Annotated in this window: 24 protein-coding genes and 1 pseudogene; 14 read left to right on the forward strand and 11 right to left on the reverse strand. The window is 71.6% G+C overall.

The window, feature by feature from the left end:
* Window positions 1–27: 27 nt before the first annotated feature.
* Genes IOD14_RS15960 through IOD14_RS15980 form a run of 5 tightly spaced genes read left to right on the forward strand, consistent with a single transcriptional unit; the run spans window position 28 to window position 4,244 of the window.
* Window positions 28–1,377, forward strand: coding sequence for an L-fuconate dehydratase (locus IOD14_RS15960; RefSeq protein WP_212670574.1), 1,350 nt, complete (start codon window positions 28–30; stop codon window positions 1,375–1,377).
* The gene (locus IOD14_RS15965; protein ID WP_123993813.1) at window positions 1,374–2,129 is read left to right on the forward strand and encodes an SDR family oxidoreductase; all 756 of its coding nucleotides are present in this window, start codon (window positions 1,374–1,376) and stop codon (window positions 2,127–2,129) included. Before IOD14_RS15960 ends, IOD14_RS15965 begins: the two co-directional genes overlap by 4 nt.
* Complete coding sequence (locus IOD14_RS15970; RefSeq protein WP_212670575.1) at window positions 2,126–3,094, forward strand: aldo/keto reductase; 969 nt, start codon at window positions 2,126–2,128, stop codon at window positions 3,092–3,094. Before IOD14_RS15965 ends, IOD14_RS15970 begins: the two co-directional genes overlap by 4 nt.
* On the forward strand, window positions 3,091–3,405 hold the full coding sequence (locus IOD14_RS15975) for an L-rhamnose mutarotase (RefSeq protein WP_123993811.1): 315 nt from the start codon (window positions 3,091–3,093) through the stop codon (window positions 3,403–3,405). Before IOD14_RS15970 ends, IOD14_RS15975 begins: the two co-directional genes overlap by 4 nt.
* Entirely contained in the window at window positions 3,402–4,244 is an 843-nt protein-coding gene (locus IOD14_RS15980; RefSeq protein ID WP_212670576.1) for an amidohydrolase family protein, read from the forward strand. The genes IOD14_RS15975 and IOD14_RS15980 overlap by 4 nt, the downstream gene beginning before the upstream one ends.
* Before the next feature lie 48 nt (window positions 4,245–4,292).
* Here the strand turns inward: IOD14_RS15980 and IOD14_RS15985 are convergent, their stop codons facing one another.
* A complete protein-coding gene (locus IOD14_RS15985; protein ID WP_212670577.1) occupies window positions 4,293–5,711 on the reverse strand; it encodes a lipase maturation factor family protein in 1,419 nt (472 codons plus the stop codon).
* A 134-nt stretch (window positions 5,712–5,845) separates the two neighbouring features.
* Between IOD14_RS15985 and IOD14_RS15990 the strand changes: the two genes are divergently transcribed.
* From IOD14_RS15990 to IOD14_RS16000, 3 genes are all read left to right on the forward strand, one after another.
* Window positions 5,846–7,036 carry a DUF6777 domain-containing protein gene (locus tag IOD14_RS15990; protein WP_212670578.1) on the forward strand — a complete coding sequence of 397 codons (1,191 nt, stop codon included), beginning with the start codon at window positions 5,846–5,848 and terminating at the stop codon, window positions 7,034–7,036.
* 61 nt (window positions 7,037–7,097) lie between these two features.
* Window positions 7,098–9,185: a SpoIIE family protein phosphatase gene (locus IOD14_RS15995; RefSeq protein ID WP_123993807.1), complete on the forward strand. Its 2,088-nt coding sequence runs from the start codon at window positions 7,098–7,100 to the stop codon at window positions 9,183–9,185.
* A 36-nt stretch (window positions 9,186–9,221) separates the two neighbouring features.
* On the forward strand, window positions 9,222–10,085 hold the full coding sequence (locus IOD14_RS16000; RefSeq protein WP_212670579.1) for an Fpg/Nei family DNA glycosylase: 864 nt from the start codon (window positions 9,222–9,224) through the stop codon (window positions 10,083–10,085).
* A 10-nt stretch (window positions 10,086–10,095) separates the two neighbouring features.
* On the opposite strand, the gene IOD14_RS16005 is transcribed toward IOD14_RS16000, so the two are convergent.
* The 3 genes from IOD14_RS16005 to IOD14_RS16015 form a co-directional block, all read right to left on the reverse strand.
* Window positions 10,096–10,749 carry a zf-HC2 domain-containing protein gene (locus tag IOD14_RS16005; RefSeq protein ID WP_123993805.1) on the reverse strand — a complete coding sequence of 218 codons (654 nt, stop codon included), beginning with the start codon at window positions 10,747–10,749 and terminating at the stop codon, window positions 10,096–10,098.
* 151 nt (window positions 10,750–10,900) lie between these two features.
* A complete protein-coding gene (locus IOD14_RS16010; protein ID WP_123993804.1) occupies window positions 10,901–11,416 on the reverse strand; it encodes a hypothetical protein in 516 nt (171 codons plus the stop codon).
* Between the two features lie 134 nt (window positions 11,417–11,550).
* Window positions 11,551–12,096: a sigma-70 family RNA polymerase sigma factor gene (locus IOD14_RS16015; RefSeq protein WP_123993803.1), complete on the reverse strand. Its 546-nt coding sequence runs from the start codon at window positions 12,094–12,096 to the stop codon at window positions 11,551–11,553.
* A gap of 234 nt (window positions 12,097–12,330) precedes the next feature.
* Here IOD14_RS16015 and IOD14_RS16020 point away from each other — a divergent pair, with 234 nt between their 5' ends.
* Complete coding sequence (locus IOD14_RS16020) at window positions 12,331–13,479, forward strand: CapA family protein (RefSeq protein WP_212670580.1); 1,149 nt, start codon at window positions 12,331–12,333, stop codon at window positions 13,477–13,479.
* Between the two features lies 1 nt (window position 13,480).
* Here the strand turns inward: IOD14_RS16020 and IOD14_RS16025 are convergent, their stop codons facing one another.
* The gene (locus IOD14_RS16025) at window positions 13,481–13,957 is read right to left on the reverse strand and encodes a MarR family winged helix-turn-helix transcriptional regulator (protein ID WP_123993801.1); all 477 of its coding nucleotides are present in this window, start codon (window positions 13,955–13,957) and stop codon (window positions 13,481–13,483) included.
* Window positions 13,958–14,014: 57 nt separating this feature from the next.
* Here IOD14_RS16025 and IOD14_RS16030 point away from each other — a divergent pair, with 57 nt between their 5' ends.
* The gene (locus tag IOD14_RS16030) at window positions 14,015–14,842 is read left to right on the forward strand and encodes an alpha/beta hydrolase (protein WP_123993800.1); all 828 of its coding nucleotides are present in this window, start codon (window positions 14,015–14,017) and stop codon (window positions 14,840–14,842) included.
* Between the two features lie 24 nt (window positions 14,843–14,866).
* Here IOD14_RS16030 and IOD14_RS44270 read toward each other — a convergent pair.
* Window positions 14,867–15,135 (reverse strand): annotated as a pseudogene (locus tag IOD14_RS44270) (amino acid permease); the annotation flags it as partial.
* A gap of 172 nt (window positions 15,136–15,307) precedes the next feature.
* Here IOD14_RS44270 and IOD14_RS16035 point away from each other — a divergent pair.
* On the forward strand, window positions 15,308–16,363 hold the full coding sequence (locus IOD14_RS16035; protein WP_212670581.1) for an isopenicillin N synthase family oxygenase: 1,056 nt from the start codon (window positions 15,308–15,310) through the stop codon (window positions 16,361–16,363).
* 43 nt (window positions 16,364–16,406) lie between these two features.
* On the opposite strand, the gene IOD14_RS16040 is transcribed toward IOD14_RS16035, so the two are convergent.
* Window positions 16,407–16,868 (reverse strand): universal stress protein, encoded by a 462-nt coding sequence (locus tag IOD14_RS16040; protein ID WP_123993798.1) that lies wholly within the window; start codon window positions 16,866–16,868, stop codon window positions 16,407–16,409.
* A gap of 321 nt (window positions 16,869–17,189) precedes the next feature.
* Here IOD14_RS16040 and IOD14_RS16045 point away from each other — a divergent pair, with 321 nt between their 5' ends.
* Window positions 17,190–18,056 (forward strand): polysaccharide deacetylase family protein, encoded by an 867-nt coding sequence (locus IOD14_RS16045; RefSeq protein ID WP_123993797.1) that lies wholly within the window; start codon window positions 17,190–17,192, stop codon window positions 18,054–18,056.
* 30 nt (window positions 18,057–18,086) lie between these two features.
* Here IOD14_RS16045 and IOD14_RS16050 read toward each other — a convergent pair whose 3' ends face one another.
* On the reverse strand, window positions 18,087–18,758 hold the full coding sequence (locus tag IOD14_RS16050; protein ID WP_123993796.1) for a class F sortase: 672 nt from the start codon (window positions 18,756–18,758) through the stop codon (window positions 18,087–18,089).
* Between the two features lie 333 nt (window positions 18,759–19,091).
* Between IOD14_RS16050 and IOD14_RS16055 the strand changes: the two genes are divergently transcribed.
* Window positions 19,092–19,583 (forward strand): hypothetical protein, encoded by a 492-nt coding sequence (locus IOD14_RS16055; RefSeq protein WP_123993795.1) that lies wholly within the window; start codon window positions 19,092–19,094, stop codon window positions 19,581–19,583.
* A 99-nt stretch (window positions 19,584–19,682) separates the two neighbouring features.
* Here the strand turns inward: IOD14_RS16055 and IOD14_RS16060 are convergent, their stop codons facing one another.
* The 3 genes from IOD14_RS16060 to IOD14_RS44755 form a co-directional block, all read right to left on the reverse strand.
* Window positions 19,683–20,213: a hypothetical protein gene (locus tag IOD14_RS16060; protein ID WP_212670582.1), complete on the reverse strand. Its 531-nt coding sequence runs from the start codon at window positions 20,211–20,213 to the stop codon at window positions 19,683–19,685.
* A gap of 206 nt (window positions 20,214–20,419) precedes the next feature.
* Window positions 20,420–21,184 carry a DUF4239 domain-containing protein gene (locus IOD14_RS16065; protein ID WP_123993793.1) on the reverse strand — a complete coding sequence of 255 codons (765 nt, stop codon included), beginning with the start codon at window positions 21,182–21,184 and terminating at the stop codon, window positions 20,420–20,422.
* Between the two features lie 21 nt (window positions 21,185–21,205).
* Window positions 21,206–21,337, reverse strand: a complete 132-nt coding sequence (locus IOD14_RS44755; protein WP_280845768.1) for a hypothetical protein — start codon at window positions 21,335–21,337, stop codon at window positions 21,206–21,208.
* Window positions 21,338–22,117: 780 nt separating this feature from the next.
* Here IOD14_RS44755 and IOD14_RS16070 point away from each other — a divergent pair.
* Window positions 22,118–23,083, forward strand: coding sequence for an SCO0930 family lipoprotein (locus tag IOD14_RS16070; RefSeq protein ID WP_123993791.1), 966 nt, complete (start codon window positions 22,118–22,120; stop codon window positions 23,081–23,083).
* The last annotated feature ends 174 nt before the right edge of the window (window positions 23,084–23,257 follow it).

The following is a 23,257-nucleotide window of genomic DNA, read 5'->3' on the forward strand; positions in this document are numbered from 1 at the left end:
CCCCCGCACCCGACCGAAAGGCACTCCGTGTCCCCGACTCCCGCCCGCGTCACCGCGGTAGACACCTACGACATCCGCTTCCCCACCTCGCGCGAGCTCGACGGCTCCGACGCGATGAACCCGGACCCCGACTACTCGGCGGCCTACGTCGTGCTGCGCACCGACGCGGCCGACGGGCACGAGGGTCACGGCTTCACCTTCACCATCGGGCGGGGCAACGAGGTCCAGGTCGCCGCGATCGAGGCGCTGCGCGGGCATGTGGTGGGGCGGTCCGTCGACGAACTGTGCGCGGACCCCGGGACGTTGAACCGCGACCTGATCGGCGACAGCCAGCTGCGCTGGCTCGGCCCCGAGAAGGGTGTGATGCACATGGCGATCGGCGCGGTCGTCAACGCGGTGTGGGACCTGGCCGCCAAGCGCGCCGACAAGCCGCTGTGGCGGCTGCTGGCCGAAGCCGACCCGGAGTGGCTGGTCGGCCAGATCGACTTCCGCTACCTCACGGACGCCCTCACCCGCGAGGAGGCGCTGGAGATCCTGCGCCGGGGCCGGGAGGGCGCCGCCGAACGCTCCGCGCAGCTCCTCGCCACCGGCTACCCCGCGTACACCACCTCCGCCGGCTGGCTCGGCTACGACGACGAGAAGCTCACCCGGCTCGCCGCCGAGGCCGTGGACGCCGGCTTCCGGCAGATCAAGCTCAAGGTCGGCGCGGACCTGGAGGACGACATACGGCGCTGCCGCGTCGCCCGCCGGGTCGTCGGCCCCGGCATCCGCATGGCGATCGACGCCAACCAGCGCTGGGACGTCGAGGAGGCGATCCGCTGGACCAAGGCCCTCGCCGAGTTCGACCCGTACTGGATCGAGGAGCCCACCAGCCCCGACGACGTCCTCGGCCACGCGGCGATCCGCAGGGCCGTCGCCCCGGTGAAGGTGGCCACCGGTGAGCACGTGCAGAACCGGGTCGTCTTCAAGCAGCTCCTCCAGGCAGGTGCCCTCGACATCGTCCAGATCGACGCGGCCCGGGTCGGCGGCGTCAACGAGAACCTCGCCATCCTGCTGCTCGCCGCCAAGTTCGGCGTGCCGGTCTGCCCGCACGCGGGCGGGGTCGGCCTGTGCGAACTCGTCCAGCACCTGTCGATGTTCGACTACGTGGCCGTCACCGGCACCACCGAGAACCGGGTCATCGAGTACGTCGACCATCTGCACGACCACTTCCTGGACCCCGTGGTGATCCGCGAGGGCCACTACACGGCACCCACCGCGCCGGGATTCTCGGCGGCCATGCGCCCGGAGTCCATCGCCCGGTACACGTTCCCCGACGGGGCCTTCTGGGCAGAAGACCTCGCCGGCGACACACAGAAGAAGGGACAGGCGGCATGAGCGACTTCGAGGGCCTGAAGGCTCTGGTGACCGGAGGCGCCTCCGGTATCGGCAGGGCCACCGCGGAACTCCTCGCCGCACGAGGCGCCCAGGTCGCCGTCCTCGACCTGGACCCGTCCTCGGTCGAGAAGCCGCTGCTCGCCTACCGCGCCGACGTCACCGACGACGCCTCGGTGCGCACCGCCGTCGCCGCGGCCGCCGCCGACCTCGGCGGACTCGACGTCGTGGTCAACAACGCGGGCATCGGCGCCCAGGGCACCGTCGCGGACAACGACGACGAGGAATGGCACCGCGTCCTGGACGTCAACGTCGTCGGTATGGTCCGGGTGGCCCGCGCCGCCCTGCCCCACCTGCGCGAGTCCGCGCACGCGGCGATCGTGAACACCTCCTCCATCGCGGCCACCGCCGGTCTGCCGCAGCGGGCCCTGTACAGCGCGACCAAGGGGGCCGTGTACTCCCTGACCCTCGCGATGGCCGCCGACCATGTCCGCGAGGGCATCCGGGTCAACTGCGTCAACCCCGGCACGGCCGACACGCCGTGGATCGGGCGCCTCCTCGCCAAGGCCGACGACCCGGCCGCCGAACGCGCCGCGCTGGAGGCCCGCCAGCCCACCGGCCGGCTCGTCTCCGCGGACGAGGTCGCGGGCGCCATCGCCTACCTGGCGAGTCCGCTCTCCGGCGCCACCACCGGCACCTCCCTCGCCGTCGACGGAGGCATGCAGGGGCTGCGTCTGAGGCCGGTGGGCCAGTGAGGACCCTGGGCGGCAGCGGGGTCCCGGTCAGCGAACTGGCCTTCGGCGGAGCGGTCATCGGCAACCTCTTCACCGAGGTGAGCGACGAGCAGGCGCACGAGGCGGTCGCCGCCGCCTGGGAGCGCGGCATCCGCTACTTCGACACCGCACCGCACTACGGTCTGGGCCTGTCGGAACAGCGGCTCGGCGAGGCCCTGAAGGCATACCAGCGCTCGGAGTTCACGATCTCCACGAAGGTGGGCCGCCGACTGGAACCCACCGGGGACTCGGGCGACGACCTGGCTCACGGCTTCGCCGTCCCCGCCACCCGGCGACGCGTCTGGGACTTCAGCGCCGACGGCGTACGGCGCACCCTCGAGGCGAGCCTGGAACGGCTCGGCCTCGACCGGGTCGACGTCGTCTACCTCCACGACCCCGACGACCACGCCGAACAGGCCTTCCACGAGGGCTATCCGGCGCTGGAGAAGCTCCGCTCCGAGGGGGTCGTCGGGGCGATCGGCGCCGGCATGAACCAGGCCGGGATGCTCACCCGCTTCGTCCGCGAGACCGACGTCGACGTGGTGCTGTGCGCGGGCCGCTACACCCTGCTCGACCAGAGCGCGCTCACCGAACTGCTGCCCGCCGCCGTCGAGCGGGGCGTCTCCGTGGTGATCGGCGGCGCCTTCAACTCCGGGCTGCTGGCCGATCCGCGGCCGGGGGCGACGTACGACTACGCGCGGGTTCCGGGGGACCTGCTCGACCGGGCCCTGCGGATGAAGGAGACCGCCGAGCGCCACGGCATCGGTCTGCGGGCCGCGGCCCTGTCCTACTGCGCGTCCCACCCGGCCGTCGCGAGCGTCCTGGTGGGCGCACGCTCGGCCGCCGAGGTGCGGGACGCCGCCGACCAGTTCGCGACTCCGGTGCCCCCGGCCTTCTGGCAGGAGCTGCGCGACACCGGCCTGCTGACCACCGAGGAGCCGTCATGAGGGTCGCCCTGCACACCAAGGTCCGCGCGGACCGCGTCGACGAGTACGAGGCCGCCCACCGCGAGGTCCCCGTCGAACTCACCGACGCCATCCGCGCGGCCGGGGCCACCTCCTGGACGATCTGGCGCAGCGGCACCGACCTGTTCCACGTCCTGGAGTGCGAGGACTACGGCCGCCTCCTCGCCGAACTGGAGAAGCTCCCGGTGAACGTCGCCTGGCAGGCCCGCATGGCCGAACTCCTCGCCGTGGCGCACGACTACTCCGACGAGGGCGCCGACGCCGGCCTGCCCGTCGTGTGGGAGCTGCCTTGACGGTCGTGGACGCGCACCACCATCTGTGGGACCTGTCGGTGCGGGACCAGGACTGGATCGCCGCGGACAGCCCGCTGCGGCGGAACTTCACGCCCGCGGACCTCGCACCGCGGGCCGCGGCGGCGGGAGTCGACCGCACGGTCCTCGTCCAGACGGTCACCGTGCCCGAGGAGACCCCGGAGTTCCTCGCGCTGGCGGCCGCACACGAGCTGGTGGCGGGCGTGGTCGGCTGGACCGACCTCACCCGCCCCGACGTCGCCGGTGAACTCGCCCGCCTCCGCGCCCTCCCCGGCGGCTCCCACCTCAAGGGCATCCGCCACCAGGTGCAGGGCGAGCCGGACCCCAAGTGGCTGCTGCGCCCCGACGTCCACCGGGGCCTGACCGCCGTGGCCGAGGCCGGGCTGGTGTACGACCTGGTGGTCCTGCCGCACCAACTGCCGGCCTGCGTCGAGGCCGCCGAGGCACTGCCCCGACTCACCTTCGTCCTGGACCACTTGGGCAAGCCCCCCATCGCCTCCGGCGCCCTGGAACCCTGGGCGACCGACGTCCGTGCCCTCGCCGCCCTCCCCAACACCGTCTGCAAGCTCTCCGGCATGGTCACCGAGGCGGACCTCGCGTCCTGGACCTTCGACGACCTGCGCCCCTACGCCGACACGGTCCTGGACGCCTTCGGTCCGGACCGCGTGATGTTCGGCTCGGACTGGCCGGTGTGCACGCTCGGGGCGACGTACGGGGAAGTGCTCGACATCGCACGCCGGTTGACGCCGGAGTCCACCCACGCCCGGATCTTCGGGGCCACGGCCACACGGGTCTACGGGCTCGACGCACCCGGGTCGTAGCCGCACGCGGGCCACCGGGACCAGCCCCCCTCCGTACGCCCGCCCGTACTAGCGGCGCACGGTCTTCGCCAGCCGGGTGGGCGGGAAGAACTCGCGCACGTACGTCCGCTCCCAGCACGCGCCCGTCTCCCGCAGTTCCCGCCACGTCGTGTAGCGGTACCGGAACAGGCGGGCGCGGACGTAGCGGGGCGGGTCGTCCGCCGGGAACGGGGAGCGGCGCAGCAGCCTCAGCGTGGCGGTGTCGTTCTCCAGGAGGCGTTCGACCATCGTGCCGAACCACGCCTGGGCGTAGGCGGGGGAGAGCGCGGCGAACCACATCATCCAGTCCAGACGGAGATGGTAGGGCGCGAACTGGCGCGGCCAGCGCCGCGGATCGCCCGGCTTGCCCTTGAACTCGTACTCCTTCCACCCGGAGTCCTCGCGCGGCACGTCGTCCGCCGTGCCCTCGACCACCACCTCGTGGCGGATCCGGCTGACGCTGCCGAACGCGCCGTACGTGTTGACCAGATGGAGAGGGTCGAAGGAACGGTTCATGATCTGGCCGCGGGAGATCATGTTGCGGACCGGGTGGCGGCTCAGGGCGAGCAGGAGCACGGCGACGCCGAGCACCACGACCTCGTACCAGAGCGGGGTGGCGACCGGGTCCGGTGCCGCGTGCGGGAGTTCCAGCGCCGGCACCGCCAGCACGATCGTGATCCAGTTCAGCCAGGCGAAGTTGCCGGAGAGCACCAGCCACAGCTGGGTCACGATCATCAGGGACGCGGCGGCCGTGGCGATCGGCTGCGGGGTGAACAGGAGGAAGGGCACGACGAGTTGGGTGACGTGGTTCGCGGCCACCTCCACCCGGTGCAGGGGCTTGGGCAGATGGTGGAAGAACCAGCTCAGCGGCCCCGGCATCGGCTGGGTCTCGTGGTGGTGGTCCAGGCAGGTGAGCTCGCGCCAGCAGGCGTCGCCGCGCATCTTGATGAGACCCGCGCCGAACTCGACGCGGAACAGGATCCAGCGCAGCAGGAACAGCACCACGACCGGCGGAGCGACGTCGTCGTTGCCGAGGAACACGGCGAGGAAGCCGACCTCCAGCAGCAGGGACTCCCAGCCGAAGCCGTACCAGGTCTGGCCCACGTTGACGATCGAGAGGTACAGCAGCCAGGGGGCCAGCCAGAGCAGCATCCCGCCCCACAGAGGCAGCAGGGAGTCGAGTCCCGCCGCCAGCGCGAGGGCAACCGCGCAGCCCGTCCACGCGCACACCGCGAAGAACCGGTCCGAGTAGTGGAGTTGGAAGAGGCTCGGCGCCTGCCGGAACCGCACCCGTGCCACGAAACGCGGGATGGGCAGCATTCCGCGCTCCCCGAGCAGCGCCCGGAACTGCAGGGCCGCCGCCAGGAACGCGACGAAGTACAGCCCTGCCAGAGCCCGCTGGAAGACCAGCCGGCTCATCCAGTAGTCGGGTGCGGTGAACCAGTCCACGGCCGTGCTCTCCTGCCTCCCATTGTCCCGCCGACCCCTGTGTGACTCTCCGTGTACCTCCGCTCCGCTTGCGTAACCCAAGCGAGTGAAGCAGACAATAGTGACGAACTGCCCGGGATGGACGGGAGAACGTGGTGCGGACACCCACCAGAACCCTCGCCGTGGCCGGCGCGCTCACGGCGGCCCTGCTCGTCGCCGGATGCGGTGCCGGTGGTGCCGGCGGGGAGGGCGGTGACGGCGGCGGCGAGTCGAGCGGCAAGCTCCTCCTGCAGCCGGCCGCGGCCCAGGGCCCGAACCCCTTCACCCGCTCCGCGGCGACCGCACCGTCCTCCCCCGCCCGGACGCCCCGGCGGGACCCGGCCGCCCCTCGGACCGTCTCGGGCGGAACCCCCGGCCTCTACGGCGGCACCGAACGCGTCGGCAGCTGTGCTGTGGAACGGCAGATCGCCGACCTGACGGCGGACCGGTCCAGGACGAACGCGTTCGCCGGGGTCGCGGGCGTCTCACCGGCCGCGGTCCCGGACTACCTGCGCCGACTCGCCCCGGTCGTGCTGCGCGCCGACACCCGGGTCACCGACCACGGCTACCGCGACGGCCGGGCGAGCGGCTTCCAGTCCGTCCTCCAGGCGGGCACCGCCGTCCTCGTCGACGACCGGGGCGTCCCCCGCGTCCGCTGCGCCTGCGGCAACCCCCTGACACCGCCGGTGCCCCTGCGCAGCGGCGCGGTCGTGGACGGGCGGCCGTGGTCCGGATACCGGCCTGCCCAGGTGATCGTGGTGACCCCCGGCGAGCAGGTCATGACCGAGCTCACGATCATCGACAGCGCCCGGCACACCTGGATCGAACGCCGGATCGACCACGACTGCCGGCACGACCACGTCGTACCCCCGCCGAGGCCGGAACCGCCGACCTCCACGCCCGCCCCCACGGCGGCCCCGGGCGACGGCACGTCCCTCGCCCCGCAGCGTCCCGCGCCCGACTGCGCGAGCTCGACCGCCCCCGTCGCGCCCGGCCCGACCGCTCCTGTCGTGCCCGGCACCAGCGCCCCGGGGGAGCCGTACGACGAGCGCTGCCCCGCGCCCACCGGCACCACCACCCTGCCGCCAGCGAGCCGTCCGCCCGCGACCCCGCCCGAAACCCCCGAGGTCCCGCCCGACGGCGCCCGTCCCGCCGTCCGGGTGGACCCCGAGAGCGAAATCGGCCCCGAGACCGTCCCGGAGACCCCCGATCTTCCGGACGGCGGCGGGCTGATCCCCGACGAGCCCGCCGCCCCCACCGGTGCGGACACACTCCTCGACAGCCCCACCGACATCCTCGGTGTCTGACAGCTCGGGAAGGCGCCGCCCACCGGTCGAAGAATCGGCCGAATCCTGGCAAGGTGGCTCCATGGTTGATCGGGGAGCGAGCGCCCTGTCACTCCCGGACGACTGGCCCGCCCACCCGGACCCGATCCTGGCGCTCAACCGCATGGGCAGCTTCGACTGGGACCTCGACAGCGGTCTGTTCCACATGGACGCCCAGGCCCACGAGGTCTTCGACCTGCGCCCCGACGAGTACGACGACAACCCCGTGAGCCTCGCCGTCCGGGTGCCGAGGGCCGAGGCCCACCGGCTCGACGCCCTGGTCTCCCAGGCGATCAAGGACGGCAGCGAGAACTACGGCACCTACTTCCGCATCCGCTGCCGCGACGGCAGCCTGCGCTGGACCCACACCCAGGGCTACATCCGGCGCGACGAGACGGGCCGCCCGCGCCGGATCATCGGGCTCGTCCGCGACGCCACCCAGGAGATGGGCGAACTGGAGGCCCGCCGCGAGCAGGCCGCCCAGGACGAGGCCCGGCGCCGGCAGACCAACGTCGTCCAGCTCACCACGGCCGCGCTCGCCCACGCCCGGACCGTCCAGGACGTCATCGACGTCCTCAAGGACACCCACGGCCTCACCCACCTAGGCGCCACCAGCCTGGTCATGGGCCTGGTCGAGGCAGGCCGCATCCGGCTGATCGCCGAGGGCCCCGCGGGCAGCTTCGTGCCGGGCACCGACATCACCCGGATCGACGAGCCGTACCCGATGAGCGAGGCCGTGCGCACCCTCAGCCCCCGGTTCATCGAGTCACCGGAGGAGTTCGCGGAGCGCTACCCGATCCTGTGGCCGCACATCACCGGCCTCAACATCACCTCCGCCGCCTACCTCCCGCTGATCGCCGAGGCCCGCCCGATCGGCGCCATGGGCCTGCTCTACAGCGACCGGTACGGCTTCACCCCCGAGGACCGCAACGTCCTCATCGCGCTGGGCAGCAGCATCGCCCAGAGCCTGCAGCGGGCCATGCTCTACGAGCAGGAGAAGGACCTCGCCACCGGCCTCCAGCAGGCCATGCTGCCGCGCACCATCCCGAGCGTCCCCGGCGCCGACGTCGCCGTGCGCTACCGGGCCGCCAGTGCCGAGGGCGCGCTGGCCCGGGACATCGGCGGCGACTGGTACGACCTGATCCCGCTGCCCGGCGGCCGCGTCGGTGCCGTCATCGGCGACGTCCAGGGCCACGACACGCACGCGGCCGCGGTGATGGGCCAGCTGCGGATCGTGCTGAGGGCCTACGCCGCCGAGGGCCACACCCCGGCCACGGTGATGGCCCGGGCCTCCGTCTTCCTCCACGAGCTCGACACGGACCGCTTCGCGACCTGTCTGTACGCGGAGGCCGACCTGGCCACCGGAGTCGTCCAGGTGGTCCGGGCGGGCCACATCGACCCCCTGGTCCGCAACGCCGACGGCGGCTGCCGCCGGGTGACCGTGGACGGCGGCCTGCCGCTCGGGCTGTCCGCCGAGTTCGGGCAGCTCGACTACCCCGTCGCCACCCTCGAACTCGACCCCGGGGGCACCCTGCTGCTGTGCACCGACGGGCTGGTCGAACAGCCCGGCGCCGACCTCGACGACGGCATGCAGACCCTCACGAGACTCATCGCCGTGGGCCCCGCCGACGTGTGGGAGCTCGCCGACCGGCTCATCGACGTGGCCGAGGAACGCAACAGCGACGACGACGTGGCTCTGCTCCTGCTGCGCCGCCGCGCTCTGGACGCCCCGCAGTCCGGCGGCCGCCTCCAGCAGCACGTGGCGCCCGGGGACCCCGAGGCGCTCACCCAGGCCCGGCACATGATCCGGGCCGCGGTCGGCGCCTGGGGCGCACGGGAGCGCTCCGACGAGATCGAACTGGTCGCCGACGAACTCATCACCAACGCCCTGATGCACACCGAGGGCTCGGCGATCGTCACCCTGCGGGTCCTGACCGGCTCCGACCGGCGGATGCGCGTCGAGGTCGAGGACTCCTCCAGCGCCCTGCCCCGCCGCAGGGACGCGGGCGAGTCAGGGGTCTCCGGGCGCGGTCTGCTCCTGGTCGACCTGCTGAGCGATGTGTGGGGCGTGGAGGCGCGGGGCGGCGGGAAGTGCGTGTGGTGCGAGTTCGTCGTACGGAAACGGGCCTGAGCTGACCACAGCGGTCCCCGGTGGCACTCTGGACCTATGCCGGAACTCCCCGAGGTGGAAGCGCTCAAGGACTTCCTCACCGAGAACCTGGTCGGCCACGAGATCGTGCGCGTGCTGCCGGTGGCCATCGGCGTCCTGAAGACGTACGACCCCCCGCTCACCGCTCTGGAGGGCCGCGAGGTGGTCGCCGTGCACCGCCACGGCAAGTTCCTCGACCTGGAGACGGACGGCGGCCCGCACTTCGTCACCCACCTGGCCCGCGCGGGCTGGCTGCACTGGAAGGACCGCCTCCCGGACGGTCCGCCCCGCCCCGGCAAGGGCCCCCTCGCCCTCCGCGTGGCGCTGGAGACCGGCGCGGGCTTCGACCTCACGGAGGCGGGGACGCAGAAGCGTCTCGCGGTGTACGTGGTGACCGACCCCCAGGAGGTCCCCGGCGTCGCCCGCCTGGGCCCCGACCCCCTCGCCGACGACTTCGACGCGGCGAGCCTCGCGGCCCTCCTGAAGGGAGAACGGCGGCAGCTGAAGGGCGCCCTGCGCGACCAGAGCCTCATCGCCGGTGTGGGCAACGCCTACAGCGACGAGATCCTCCACGCGGCGAGAATGTCCCCCTTCAAGCTGGCGGCCTCCCTGAGTCCCGAGGAGACGGAAGCCCTCCACCGGGCCCTGCGCACGACCCTCACCGAAGCGGTGGAACGCTCGAGGGGGGTGGCGGCGGGCCGCCTGAAGTCGGAGAAGAAGTCCGGCCTGCGCGTCCACGGCCACACCGGCGATCCCTGCCCGGTCTGCGGCGACACCATCCGGGAGGTCTCCTTCAGCGACTCCTCCCTCCAGTACTGCCCCACCTGCCAGACGGGCGGCAGACCACTGGCGGACCGGAGGCTGTCCCGGTTGCTCAAGTGACCGGACGCCGTCAGCCGGGGTCCAGCGTGACCAGATGCTCCCCACCCGAGGTCCTGACCTCGTAGTGGTCGATCTGGTCGGCGTGGAAGGTGGAGCTGCCCATCATGGCGTCGTCCTCGCCCGCGTGCCCGGTGGCGTTCCAGCCGGTGACGGTCTCCTCCGTGCCGTCGCGGCTGACCGCGACGAGGTGACAGGCGCGGGGGCCCGACTCGTCCTTGACCCGGAGCTCCACCTGGGTGCCCCAGTCCTCGTCCTCGGTGGTGACCTGGGCCCATACCCCGGACCGGGCGTCGGTGGCCTCGATGCTGGCGCTGCCCCCGGTGTCGCCGGCCGCCGTCATCGCGAGCGTGGAACCGCCCACGGCCAGGACCACCGAGGCGGCCACCGCGTACAACAGCCGCCTTCGGCGTGCCCGGTGGCGGGTGGCGACCTCGCCGAGCAGACGGTTGAGAAGCTGGGGACCGGGCTGGGCCATCGGGTGCACGACCCGCGGTGTCGCCCGGCGGTACAGCATCATCTGGCGGGTGACAGGACCGAACTCGGTCACGTGTGCCGCGCACTTGGGGCACTCCATGAGGTGGTCCTCGAAGCGGAAGGCCTCCGCCTCGTCCAGCACGCCGAGCGCGTACGCGCCGACGTCGCGATGCCTCTCCAAGGACCTCATGCGGAAACCTCGTGCCGTTGAGTGTGGGTGGGGTTACTCCTTGCTCCCACCGGTACGCACCAGCCCGCCGAATCACTCAAGGCATACACAGAATCGTGACCAAGGGATTCGGAGCGGTCGGCCCCGCGGATTGGTCCGAATCGAAAGGAATCTAGAAAAGGTGGATGGCGAGGTGCCCGAGCGGCAGACCGAGCTGCCACGCGGGTGTCCACACCTTCGGGCCCTCGTCCTCACCGATCCCCGCCCCGCCGCCCGGCACGGCGTTCAGATCGGGTGCGAGCAGCTCGGTCTCCTCCAGCCAGCGCCAGGCCGCCGCCGCCAGTTCGAGGTCCGCCGCGGGCTCGCCGGTGGCGACCGCCTCGGCGGTCAGCGCGGCCATCCGCTCGCACACCCAGTCCTGCCAGGGCTGGTCGTACGCCGTCAGCGACAGCCAGTTCTCCAGCTGGGAGACGACCTGGATGCCCGAGAGCTCTCCCTCGGTGTCGGCGAGGAAGACGGTCAGCGCCAGCGCGTCACGCCCGGCGCGGAACTCGAAGGACGTCGGCGGCATCAGATCACCGGAACGCAGCAGCTCGTCGGCGATGTACTCGGCGTACAACCAGGCCATGGGAACGATGAGTTCGCCGCCGCCGGTGCCGTCCGTGCTCTCTTGACCTCTGTGCAGCATCCCTTCCTGCCTTCCTCCGGTGCGTGCGCGTCGCCCGTCGCCGGGCCCCTTCCGGAACACGGATGAAGACAGCCGATTACTCAACAGGGGTCTTCAGCAAGGCGCTTTACGGAGGTTTGACTTTCCCATTGGTTTCACCGCAGGTCGGCCGCGTATCCGGGAAGCACCCGGCGCAGGGCCCGCAACGCGTAGTACGCGCGGGACTTCACCGTACCGGGTGGAATTCCCAGGATTTCGGCGGCTTCCGCCACACTCGCCCCCTGGAAATACACCAGCACCAGGACTTCACGGTGCTCCGGAGTGAGTGTCTTCACAGCCTCGCGTACGTCGAGGGTCGCGGCGGCCCGCTCGGCGTGATCGGCGCACACCCGCGCGTTCTCCAGGATCGCGTCGCCGACCTCGGCGGGACGTGCCTGCCGGGCCCGCCGGGCGTCGATCGCGAGCCGCCGTCCCACGGTCAGCAGCCAGGGCCGTACGGAGTCGAAGTCGTCGGCGCGCAGCGCCTCGGGGTGCTGCCAGGCGCGCACGAGGGTCTCCTGCACCAGGTCCTCGGCGCGTTGCCGGTCGCCGTCGCTGAGCCGGAGCAGGAGCGCGAAGAGGGGCCGGCCGTGCTCCCGCTGCAGTGCGGCGAGCTCGTGCTCGGCGGTCGTCCCGTTCGTGAGGGTGGTTCCGGCCGTCATGGCCGTATGGCACCTCAGCGGGCGGTCGCGGGACAGGCCACGCACAAGGATCTGCGGCGGACGGTCGATCGCGTCGACGAACGGTTCGATGAACGGTTCCTTCCGGGTCCCCTCCCCGCTCCCTTCCGCGCTCCCTTCCGCTCCGGACGGGTCAAGAAGGCGGCCGACCCGTTTGCGGACACGGACAAGCTCATACCTATTCGTCAGTAAATATGACCACAGTGGGGTGAGCTGATGATTGCACGCAGACGGCAGATTGCCCTGGCCCTCACGGCGCTTCTCGCCGGCGGGGCCGCCTGCCAGGCGCACGACCACGAGACACCCGGGCATCCGGCCCCGTCCGCCGCCGCACCACGCGGATTCACGCTCGTCGCCTCCGGTGACGTCCTGCCGCACAGCTCGATCATCGACCGGGCCCGCTTCGACGCGGGCGGGAACGGCTACGACTTCCGCCCGATGCTGGCCGGAATCCGATCCGTCGTCTCCCGTGCCGATCTGGCGCTGTGTCACATGGAGACCGTCTACGGGGCGAACGGGAACTACACCGGCTACCCGACGTTCAAGTCCCCGCCCGAGGTGGCCCAGGCCCTCGCCGTCACCGGCTACGACGGCTGCTCCACCGCCTCCAACCACAGCCTCGACGACGGAGCCGACGGCATCCGCCGCACCCTCGACGCCCTCGACCGCGCGGGGGTCCGGCACGCCGGCTCGGCCCGCACCGAGCAGGAGGCCCGCACGGTCACCGTGCTGCGCGCGGGCCCGGCGAAGGTCGCCCACCTCGCCTACACCTACGACACCAACGGCTTCCCGCTGCCTCAGGGGCAGCCCTGGGCGGTGAACCCGATGGACGAGAACAAGATCCTCACGGACGCGCGGGCCGCCCGGAAGGCGGGCGCCGACGTGGTCGTCGTATCGCTGCACTGGGGCACCGAATGGCAGGACGCGCCCGACGAGCAGCAGCTGGCCCTGGCCCGCGACCTCACCGCGGCCCGCACCGGCAGCCGTCCCGACGTCGATCTGATCCTCGGCACCCACGCCCATGTCCCGCAGGCGTACGAGAAGGTCAACGGCACCTGGGTGGTCTACGGCATGGGCGACCAGATCGCCGGCGAGATGTTCAACCACGAGGGCGCCCAGGACCCGCGCGGCAACCAGTCCACCCTCGGCCGCTTCACGTTCGTCCCGCCCGCCCGGCCCGGTGGACGCTGGCAGGTCGCCAAGGCGGAGTTCGTTCCGCAGATGTTCGACGTGGACGCGGGCCGGGTGGTGAACCTCAACCGGGCGATCGCGCAGGGCGCCGATCTGAACGGCGTGCGCGACCGCATCCGGCAGGTCGTGCTGAGCCGGGGCGCGGACAAGGCCGGGCTCACCATGGGGCAGTAGGTCAGTCCACGTCCACGTGGTCGAAGGTCCGCAGCATCTCCTTCAGCACGCGTACGCACGCCTGCAGTTCGGCGCCGGTCAGTTCGCCGCCGCCGACCTGCTGGTTCAGGGCGTGCTCGCGCGCGAGGACCGCGGTGATGACGGCCACGCCCTCGTCCGTGATCCGGATCAGCGAGGACCGCTGGTGGGCGGGGTTCGGTGCGGTCTGCGTCCAGCCCCGGTCCATCGCGTCATTGGTCATGCGCTGCACGAACTGCCGGGTCAGCGCCATGATCCGGGCCATCTGAGGAACCGTCATGGGCCCGTACCGGTGCAGCAGGACGAGGACGGACCGCACACCGACGGACATCCCCCGGTCCGCCTCGTCCTGCTCCAGTTTGCGCAGGCCGCGCCGGTAGAGCGCGCCCACCAGGTCGAACACCTCGGAGACGCGGTGGCCGAGTTCGTCCGAGGGAAGTGGCTTGTCCATGTCGCTCATCCGGCCATCATGACACCTCGGTTGTCAAACGCGGGAAATGATGACACCTTGGTTGTCATGACGACAGCAGCCACAGCTTCGGATCTGCGTTTCTTCACCTCCACGGACGGGGACCTCGCCTATCGCGACACCGGAACCGGGGACCTCGTGGTCCTCGTGCACCCCGGCTACGTCGACCACCGGGTCTTCGACCACCAGATACCGGCCCTGGTCTCCGCCGGCTACCGCGTGATCGCGCCCGACGTGCGGGGCCACGGGTTCTCCGCCAACGCGAGCGGGCCGTTCCGCTGGGCCGACGACCTCGGCGACCTGCTGCGGCATCTCGACGCGGGGCCCGCGGTCCTCGTCGGTCTGTGCATGGGCGCCGCGGTCGCCACCGACACGGCGCTGGAACACCCCGGGCTGGTCCGCGCACTGGCCGTCTGCGGAGGCGGGACCAGCGCGTTCGAGTACACCGACCCGTGGACGGTGGAACGCGCCGCCGAGTCGGCCCGCATGCTGGCCGCCGGTGAGGTCACCGACTGGCTCGATGCCTTCGCCAAGAACGTGGTCGGACCGCACCGCACCGTCGACGACGTCGACCCCGACGTCATAGAGCAGGTGCGGGAGATGGCGACGCACACCGTCGCCAAGCACACCCTCGGCGAGACGAACTGGCACGTTCCGCTCGACGATCCCTGGAGCCGGGTGCCTGAGATCGACGTACCGGTTCTCGCCGTCCACGGTGCCCTCGACGCGGCCGACGGCATCGACATGCCCGAGCGGCTCGTGCGGACGGTCCCGCACGGACGATCGGTGACGATCGCGGACGCCGGGCACTTTCCCAACCTGGAGAAGCCCGAGGAGTTCAACGCGATCGTGCTGGACTTCCTGCGCTCGCTCTGACGCTCCCCTCACCATGAAGGCGGCCGCGCACGACAGCGCGGCCGCCGCGCTCGCGGCGCCGGTCGCGAGGAAGGAGACGAGGACTGCGGACCCCGCCGTACCGTCGGCCACGGTCCCGGCCAGGGTGAGGACGCCCGCGCCGACGATGCCGCCTACGCCGAATGCGGTCAGCTGCCACAGGCCGAGCGGCCGTTCGAAGCCTGAGCCGCGTCGGCCTCAAGCCCCTCGATGCTCTCGATCGATTTGCGCCGGAGAACCCCCTCGCCCATACAAAAATGGGGACTACGTCTCATCCCTTCGCGTTCGGAAAACGCTGACGGGAGATAAGGACGGCTCCGGGACGGGCGGGACGGAGGACACCGCACGAAATCCGGCGGCGGCAAGTGAACTGAACGGCTGTTCAGGAGGAAGTGGCCGGAGTAGTTTGCCGCGCAACCACAGCACAGGGGTCTCGGAGCGTCCGCCATGACCAGTGAGCCACAGAGCCCTCTTCAGACCTTCCGGTTGCCCACCGTCGTGCGCGACACGGACGGCGACCGTGCCCTCGGCCGGGCACTGGTCGCCGCCTGGCAGCGCGACGGCATCTTCCAGGTCCACGCCACCCTCGACCAGCAGGCGGCGACGGAACGCGCGTTGGCGGCGTCCAGGGCGTTCTGCCGCAGACCCCTGGCCGAGAAGACCGCCCATGTCTCGGACCTCAGCTACAGCGGTTACGTGGCCTCCGGCGAGGAGGAGACGGCAGGACAGCGGGACGGCTCGGAGATCTTCACGGTCTGTCCCGACATCCCGGCCGACGACCCCCGCGTCATCGACCGGTGGCCCTGCCACGGCCCCGCACCCTGGCCCTCACCCGGCTACGCGCGCGCCATGAAGGACTACATGAAGGTCGTCGGCGAGATCGGCCACCGGCTGCTCCGGCTGACGGCCCTCGGACTCGGTCTCGACGACCCGGACCGCTTCACCCGGCTCACCACCGACGGCTGGCACCACATGCGCGTGCTGCGCTTCCCGCCCGCCGACGCCACCTCGGAACGCGGAATCGGCGCCCACACCGACTACGGCCTGCTCGTCATCGCCGCCCAGGACGACGTCGGCGGCCTGTACGTCCGCCCGCCCGTCCCGGGCGAGGAACGCGGCCGCAACTGGCTGCCCGGCGAGTCCATGGCCGGCCGCTACGAACACGACGAACCCTGGACCTACGTCACCCCGGTCCCGGCCGTCCTCACTGTCTTCCCCGGCGACATCATGCAGTTCATGACCGGCGGCGCCCTCCTGTCGACCCCGCACAAGGTCCGCCTGGCCGCCCGCGAGCGGTACACCCTCGCCTACTTCCACGAACCGGCCTTCAACGCGGTGGCCCGCCCCCTCGACACCGCGGGCTCCGCCGAGCACATCCACTACGGCACCCACTTCACCCGGATGTTCATGCGCTGCTACCCGCAGCGGGTGACCACGGCCCGGATCGAGGCGGAGGGCCGGCTGAAGGTCCTCGACCGGCTGCGCGAGGAGGCCCTGGCCTGACCTCGGCCGGACGACGGCCGGGCGACGGCTGGGCACGCCTGGATCACGGCACCACGGTCACCGGCCAGCGGCCCGCCTTGACCAGCCGTACCGCGACGGACCCGACGATCCGGTGGCCGGCCTGCTCCGAGGCGCCGACGACCACCGCGTCGGCCTGGAGCTCGTCCGCCGCCTTCGTCAGTCCGCTGTAGGGATCGCCGCGGAAGGTGTGGAACTCCCAGCGCACGTCGAATATCCCCTTGTTCTGCTCGGTCGCGCGCCGGATCTGGGCGACCAGGTCCTCGGCGATCTCGTCCGTGGTCTCGGCGACCGGCGCGCCGAGCGCCGCACCCGAGGCGATGACCGGCTGGACGTACACCACGGCGAGCAGCGCGTGCTGCCGTCGGGCCAGACCTCCGGCGTACGCCGCGGCGCGGAGCGAGGAGTCGGAGCCGTCCACGCCGACGACGATCACCTTGGGCCCGTCCGTGCCCCGCTCGAACTGGTGCGAGTGCTGTTCCGTCACGGCTGCGAGGTTATCGGAAGCCGCAGGTCCGGGCGGCAGGTGGGACCGCTCGACATCGGTGCGCAAGATTCGCGGGGAAAGGGCACCCGGAGGGCGGGCCGCGACAGGGCCGCCCGTTAGGGCCCGCCGTGGTCCTCGGCAGCACCCGGCCTCGACGGAGGGGACGAGGCCGGGTGCCGAAGCCGATCTGCCCCGCGCGACGTCGTCCTGACGCTCCGTCATGCCGCCCCGGGGCATCGCACTGGGCCGGGCGGGTGTATTCGTGCCGCCGCACCGGTGTTGCTGAGGTGCGTCGGCGCTCCGCCGGGCGACTGATGAGTCATGACGAAGGATCAGTTGCTCACACGGCTGTCGTCGACGGCGGCGGTGCTCACCCGGCGCCGGGCCCTGCTGGCCGGCGCCGCCGCGCTCGGAGCCGCCGGCACGGCCGGAGTGCTCGCGGCGGTCACCGGCGGAGAGCCGGTGCGGCCGGCACTGCCCGCCGCCGGCCCACCCGCCCATCGCGCGGTCAACTCCTCGGCCTACCGCCTCCAGCCCCTGACCGGATACGGCCCGCCGCAGGCCGCTCCCAGGACCACTGCCGTGCGCCACGAGCCGTTGCTGAAGGTGTCCGGACTCGGCCGGACCATGGTGCTGACCTTCGACGACGGACCCGACCCCCGCTACACCCCGCACATCCTGGACACCCTGGCCGAGTACGACGTGCGCGCGATGTTCTTCGTGTGCGGGGAGATGGCGGTCGACAACCAGGACCTGCTGGCCCGGATGGCCGACGAGGGGCACGTCGTCGGCAACCACACCTGGTCGCACCCGCTGCTCACCCGGCTCAGCCGCTCCCGCATCCGCTCCGAGATGGAACGTACCTGCGACGTCATCGAGGACGCGTACGGAGAGCGTCCCGAATGGTTCCGTGCCCCCTACGGCGCCTGGAACCGGGCCGCCTTCCAACTCGGTGCCGAACTCGGCATGGACCCCCTCGCCTGGACCGTCGACACCCTCGACTGGACCAGGCCGGGCACGCGCCGCATCGTCGGCCGGGTCGAGAACGGGGCCGCCCCCGGCGTCGTGGTGCTCTCGCACGACGCCGGGGGCGACCGCTCCCAGAGTGTCCGGGCGCTGCGCGACTATCTCCCGCAGCTCATCGATTCCGGCTACCACATCACCGTTCCGCGCCGGCAGTACGCATAACCGGAACACGCCCGCCGGGTCGGGGAACGCTCAGCGGACCTCGACCAGGCGGGCGAAGGCGACCACATTGCCGGCATAGCCGTTCTGCTTGGAGAAACCGCCTCCGCAGGTGATGACCCGCAATTCGGGGGTCCCCTTGGAGCCGTAGACGCGGTCGCCGGGGAAGTTGTTCTTCTCGAAGACCTCGATGCCGTAGATCTCGAAGATCGCCGTTTTTCCGTCCTTGCGTCTGATCTCGACGCGATTTCCCTTCTTCAGGGCCCCGAGTCCGTAGAACACGGCGGGGCCCTGTTTGTTGTCGACATGTCCGACGACGACCGCGGTGCCCTTCTCGCCGGGGGAGACCGCGCCGGTGAACCAGCCGGCCAGGTTCGGGTCCTCCGGCGGCGGCGCGCCGACCCAGCCGTCCGGGTCCAGACCGACCGGCAGCATCGGGGCGTCGACGCGGATCGCGGGGATGGACACGCGGTCGGGCACGGCGTACGGCAGGGGAGCGGGGGTGTTGCCGAAGGCGGTGCCGTGCACCCGGCTGTCCGCCGCGGCCGCCGACGCGGGCTGCGGCGGCCCGACGTCGAACTCCCCCGAACCGTTCCGAATGAGCGCGAGGCCGGTCAGCAGAACAAGCGCTATCACGCCCCAGGGAGCGCGCTTCTTCCGCTGCTCCTCCTCTTCGGCCAGATCGGCCAGCTCGGACGCAGACATTGACTTCCCTTCTCGACACGGCCGTCGCCACGTCATTCGCGCATACGAGAACGCTAAGTCCCGCGCGTGAAAGCGGCGACGGGGCGGCGGCGAACGGGTGGCCGCCGAACGCGGGTCGTGCGCCATCCGAGTTGCCGTGAACAGGAATTTTCTGACGGTGTGTGACCTGCGGAGATATCCGATTGTGCGCTTTTCGTTCGGCGTGTCCTCTCACCAGGACGGACCAGTGTCGAAATGCGGGCTCGCGCACGGCATCTGAGGGTCTTTCTGGGAGGCGTTTTCTCGCCGATCCACCGGGGACCGTTCCCGGGGCGTCTCCCGCGGAGGATTCACATGCGTACTACTCGTGCCCTGGCGGTCGCCGGCGCCGCGGTCGCCGTGCTCGGACTCGCCGCCCCGGCGGCCGTCGCGCGGGACGGCATGAACCTGAACCCGAGTAATGTCGTCGCCCTGCCCAATGTCATCGCCCGGGGCGGCCAACTGACCATCACCGTCAACAACTGCACCGGCAACGCCACCGCGAGCTCGGACGCGTTCCCGACGACCCGGCTGACGACGGGGGCCAACAACCTGGCGACGGGACGCGCCACGGTCAACCGGAACGCGGCGACGGGATCGCACAGCATCAGCGTCGTGTGCGGCAACGGGACCGTGATCAACCCGACGGCCTTCACCGTCATCGGCGGTGTCCGCGGCGGTCTCGGCGGCAGCAGCACCAGCGGGGCCACCCCGGCCGACATGGCCATCGGCGGCGGCCTGGTGGCTCTGGCCGTCATCGGCGGCGGGGTGTTCTGGATGCGCCGGCGGTCCGAGCGGCACATCTGATCTCCACCCCTTCGGAGACGTCGAACCGCACGTGACACGGACCTCCGCCCCGGCTTCCGAGAGGAGCCGGGGCGGAGGTCCGTGCGTCCGGCCGCTCCGTCAGCTGCCGTCCTCGCCGGCGCGGCGGCGGGAGAAGTGGTAGGCCGCCCCGATGGAGCCCACGATCAGCAGGGCGCCCATGCCGAGCTCCTTGACGTCCAGTCCGGCGAAGCTGCCGCCCTCACCGGCGTGCACGCCGCGGTCGGGGTTGAGCGGCACCGGAGTGGGGCCGACGCGGCCGCCGGCGATGGTCAGGCCCGTGGAGCCGCTCACGCCGTCGCAGGTGAACGTCACGTGGTAGACCGCGCCGGGTTTGGCGTCCCAGTCGACGACGGCCGTCGCCTGGCTCTTGTGCGAGGGGATGGTGATGGTGTCGAACACCGCCGAGGTGACGGTCGCCGAGCCCTTGCAGCCGCCGTGGTCCCGTTCGAGCAGCAGCGTCACCTGCCCGCCCGGGGCGATGGTCGAGGGCAGGACGCTGAAGCCGAAGGGCGTGACGTTGTTGTCGCCCTTCGCCGTGGCTGCCGGTGCGGAGAAGGCCAGGGCGGTCACGCCCAGCAGTGCGGCCGAAGCGACGCGTATCGCGCGCATGGTGGTTCCTCCGGTCCCCGAGGAGCAGCTGCGGACCTTTTCCGCCTACGTCAGAAATGCACCTCGATGACCGAAACGCTAGGAACAGGTGTACGTCCGCGCGATCGCTGTCGCTCCGAATGGGGCACGCGTGTGGGCCGCTCAGGGGACGCCGACGGCGTGTCGGCCGCTGGACGTCCCCCGCGAGTGCCCGTGGTGAGCGGCCGTCAGCCCTTGGCGTGCGGGAAGAGGGCGAGGAACGGCTCCGCCGACGCCGTGATGCCGCGGCTGTAGGGGGCGTCGAAGTCCCAGATCAGGAAGAGCAGGAAGGCGATCAGCGCGGAGAACAGGCCGGCCAGGATCAGCTCGCGGGCCGTACGCCGGATCTGCAGCGCGAAGACCATCCCGATCGTGATGACCCCGCCCCCCAGCAGACCGAACCAGACCACGCCGGGCATGGTGGGCTCGACCGAGTCCGCGCGGGCGTTGCGGGCCTGGTCCGCGGCGGCCACCTGGTCGACGAGCGGCTGGTAGGCCTGGGCCTCGAAGTCGGTCCTCGGCTGGTAGGAGGTGACGTCCGTGCGGAGACGGTCGAGGAGCTCGGTGCCGCGCTCGGTCATGCGGCGGTGGTCGGCCATCTCCTTCCACTCGGTGGTGACGACGTGTCCGACATAGGCGTTGACATCGGCCCGAATGCGGTCACGGACGTCGGCCGGATAGACCTGGACCCGCTCCGAGATCTCGTGCAGCGCCTGCGCCTCCGCCTGGACGTGGTCCTGGGCGGAGCTGCGCGCCTCCCACACGCCCGCGATGGCCAGACCCAGGACGATGGCGTACACCACCCCGATCCACATCGTCATGTACTCGATGACGTCCGGGGTCTCGCTGGGATCCTCGTCCACGGGTGCCGCCTTGTGGCGGATGAGCGTGATGGCGACCACCACGGCGCACGCGGCCAGCATCGCGAGGATGAGAACAAGCCATTCCGGCAAGGGATGCCTCCAGAGTCGGCACTAGCGGGGCCGCAGGGCGGCCACGGCGACCACCGCGGGCGCGGTGATGAGCAGGACGTAGATCACGGGCGAGGTGGTGCTGTGCGTCGGCCGTTCGGGCGCCTTCGCGTGGTGGTACGCCGGGTAGGTCACCGGGCTCGCGGAGGGGCCCGGGGCCGGCCTGGGCGGCGGCTTGCGCGTCGGTGTCGGGCTGGGAGTCGGCGTGGGGTCGGGTGCGGGGGGCGGTGTGGGGCGCGGCCGGGGTGCGGCCGGTTGCGGCGCCGGTGCGGGCGGCGGGGGCGTGGGAGCCGGCGGCTCGGGAGGCGGCGTGGGCGTCGGCTTCGGCGTCGGCTTCGGTGGCTTCCGGGTCGGGGGCGGCGCGGGCTCGGGAGTGGGGGTCGGCGGACACGGGGTCTCGGGGGGCGGGGGAGTGGGGGTCGGCGGGGGCGGGGGCTCGGGCTTCGGGCACGGCGGGAAGGTCGGCCAGGTGAGGCTTCCGGCGACCGCCACCACCTGGGCGCCGTCGGGACCGACCGAGGCGCAGGCCCAGGCATCCGCCTCGGCCGCCCCCGCCGTGGGGCCGATCAGCGCCCACGTCAAGGTCAGCAGGGCCAACCCCCGTATGGCGGAGGCGGATTGGGGTGATTCGGGTCGATGCACGACGGAGATCATGAGGCCTGTCGCGCCGTCTCGCGCGCGGGCACGAAGAGATTGCTCCGAAGGAGGGACAAGGGGTCGCCCGATGTTTGAATTCGAAACGCTCGTCCGTCCGAGGAGGCGTACATCTGTGCGGCACGGGGCGGGTGTGGTCACAGCATCCGAAAAGAAATTTGCGGGACGGTTGAACACAACCCCTGCTCCGGTGCGTACCCATGGTCGTGCGGCGGCGCAGCAGGGCGCTGCAACACCCTTTTGAATTATGGGGAGTTGACGATGAAGACCTCCTGGCGGAACGCCTCACTCGTGGCAAGCGCCGCGGCGGTGCTGGCTCTGACGACGGCGTGCGGTCAGGAAAGCGGCACGTCGTCGGTGGGCAGCCAGAACGTCGGTGCCACAGCGGCTGCGGGCGGTTACGGCGGCGTCGGCTCCGGTATCGGGACCGGTACCAGCCCGAGCGCCAGCCCCACCGTGGGCGGTGGCCAGGGGAACCTGGGCGCCCAGTCGGCCTCGGCCGGCAAGCTCGAGGTGTCCGCGAACGCCGAGCTCGGGGACGTGCTGACCGACAGCGCCGGTCTCAGCCTCTACCGCTTCGACGAGGACACCGCCGAGCCGCCGAAGTCGAACTGCAACGGCGACTGTGCGACGGCCTGGCCCCCGGTGCCCGCGGACGACGCCTCGGCAGGCGCCGGTATCGACAAGGCGCTGCTCGGTGAGGTGACCCGGTCCGACGGCAGCAAGCAGCTGACCATCGGCGGCTGGCCGGCCTACCGCTACGCCAAGGACACCAAGGCCGGCGATCTGACCGGCCAGGGTGTGGGCGGCAAGTGGTACGCGCTGGCGCCCACGGGCAAGAAGGCGTCGGTCGCCAGCCTGCCCGGACTGTCCACGCGCAACGACCCCAACCTGGGCGAGATTGTCGTCGACAAGAACGGCATGACGGTCTACCGCTTCGCCAAGGACAAGGCCTGGCCCGAGCCTGTCTCGAACTGCAACGGCGCCTGCCTGGAGAAGTGGCCGGCCGTCGCCCCGGTGTCGTCGAACGACACCAAGGGCGTCCAGAAGAAGGGTCTGATGAGCTTCACCCGCGGCGACGGTGTGAAGCAGCAGACGGTCAACTGCTCGCCCATCTACACCTTCTCGGGCGACAAGGAGGCCGGGGACACCAACGGCCAGGGCGTCGGCGGCACCTGGTACGCCGTCCGTCCCAACGGAGAGATGGTCGGCGTCTCCGACAAGTGACGCCCGCCTCACCGAACCACCGGTCCGACCCCTCCGCGCCGCACGGAGGGGTCGGACCGGTTTGCCGTCATTCCCCTCAACTCCCCGCGATTCGGCGCAGGTTCCGGAACTCTCCGCAGTGCCGCGCCTACGTTTCGTAGAGAATCCACAGCCGCCTCCCAGCGGCACGTGCCG

It is taken from the genome of Streptomyces sp. A2-16 (assembly GCF_018128905.1).
Taxonomy (GTDB): domain Bacteria; phylum Actinomycetota; class Actinomycetes; order Streptomycetales; family Streptomycetaceae; genus Streptomyces.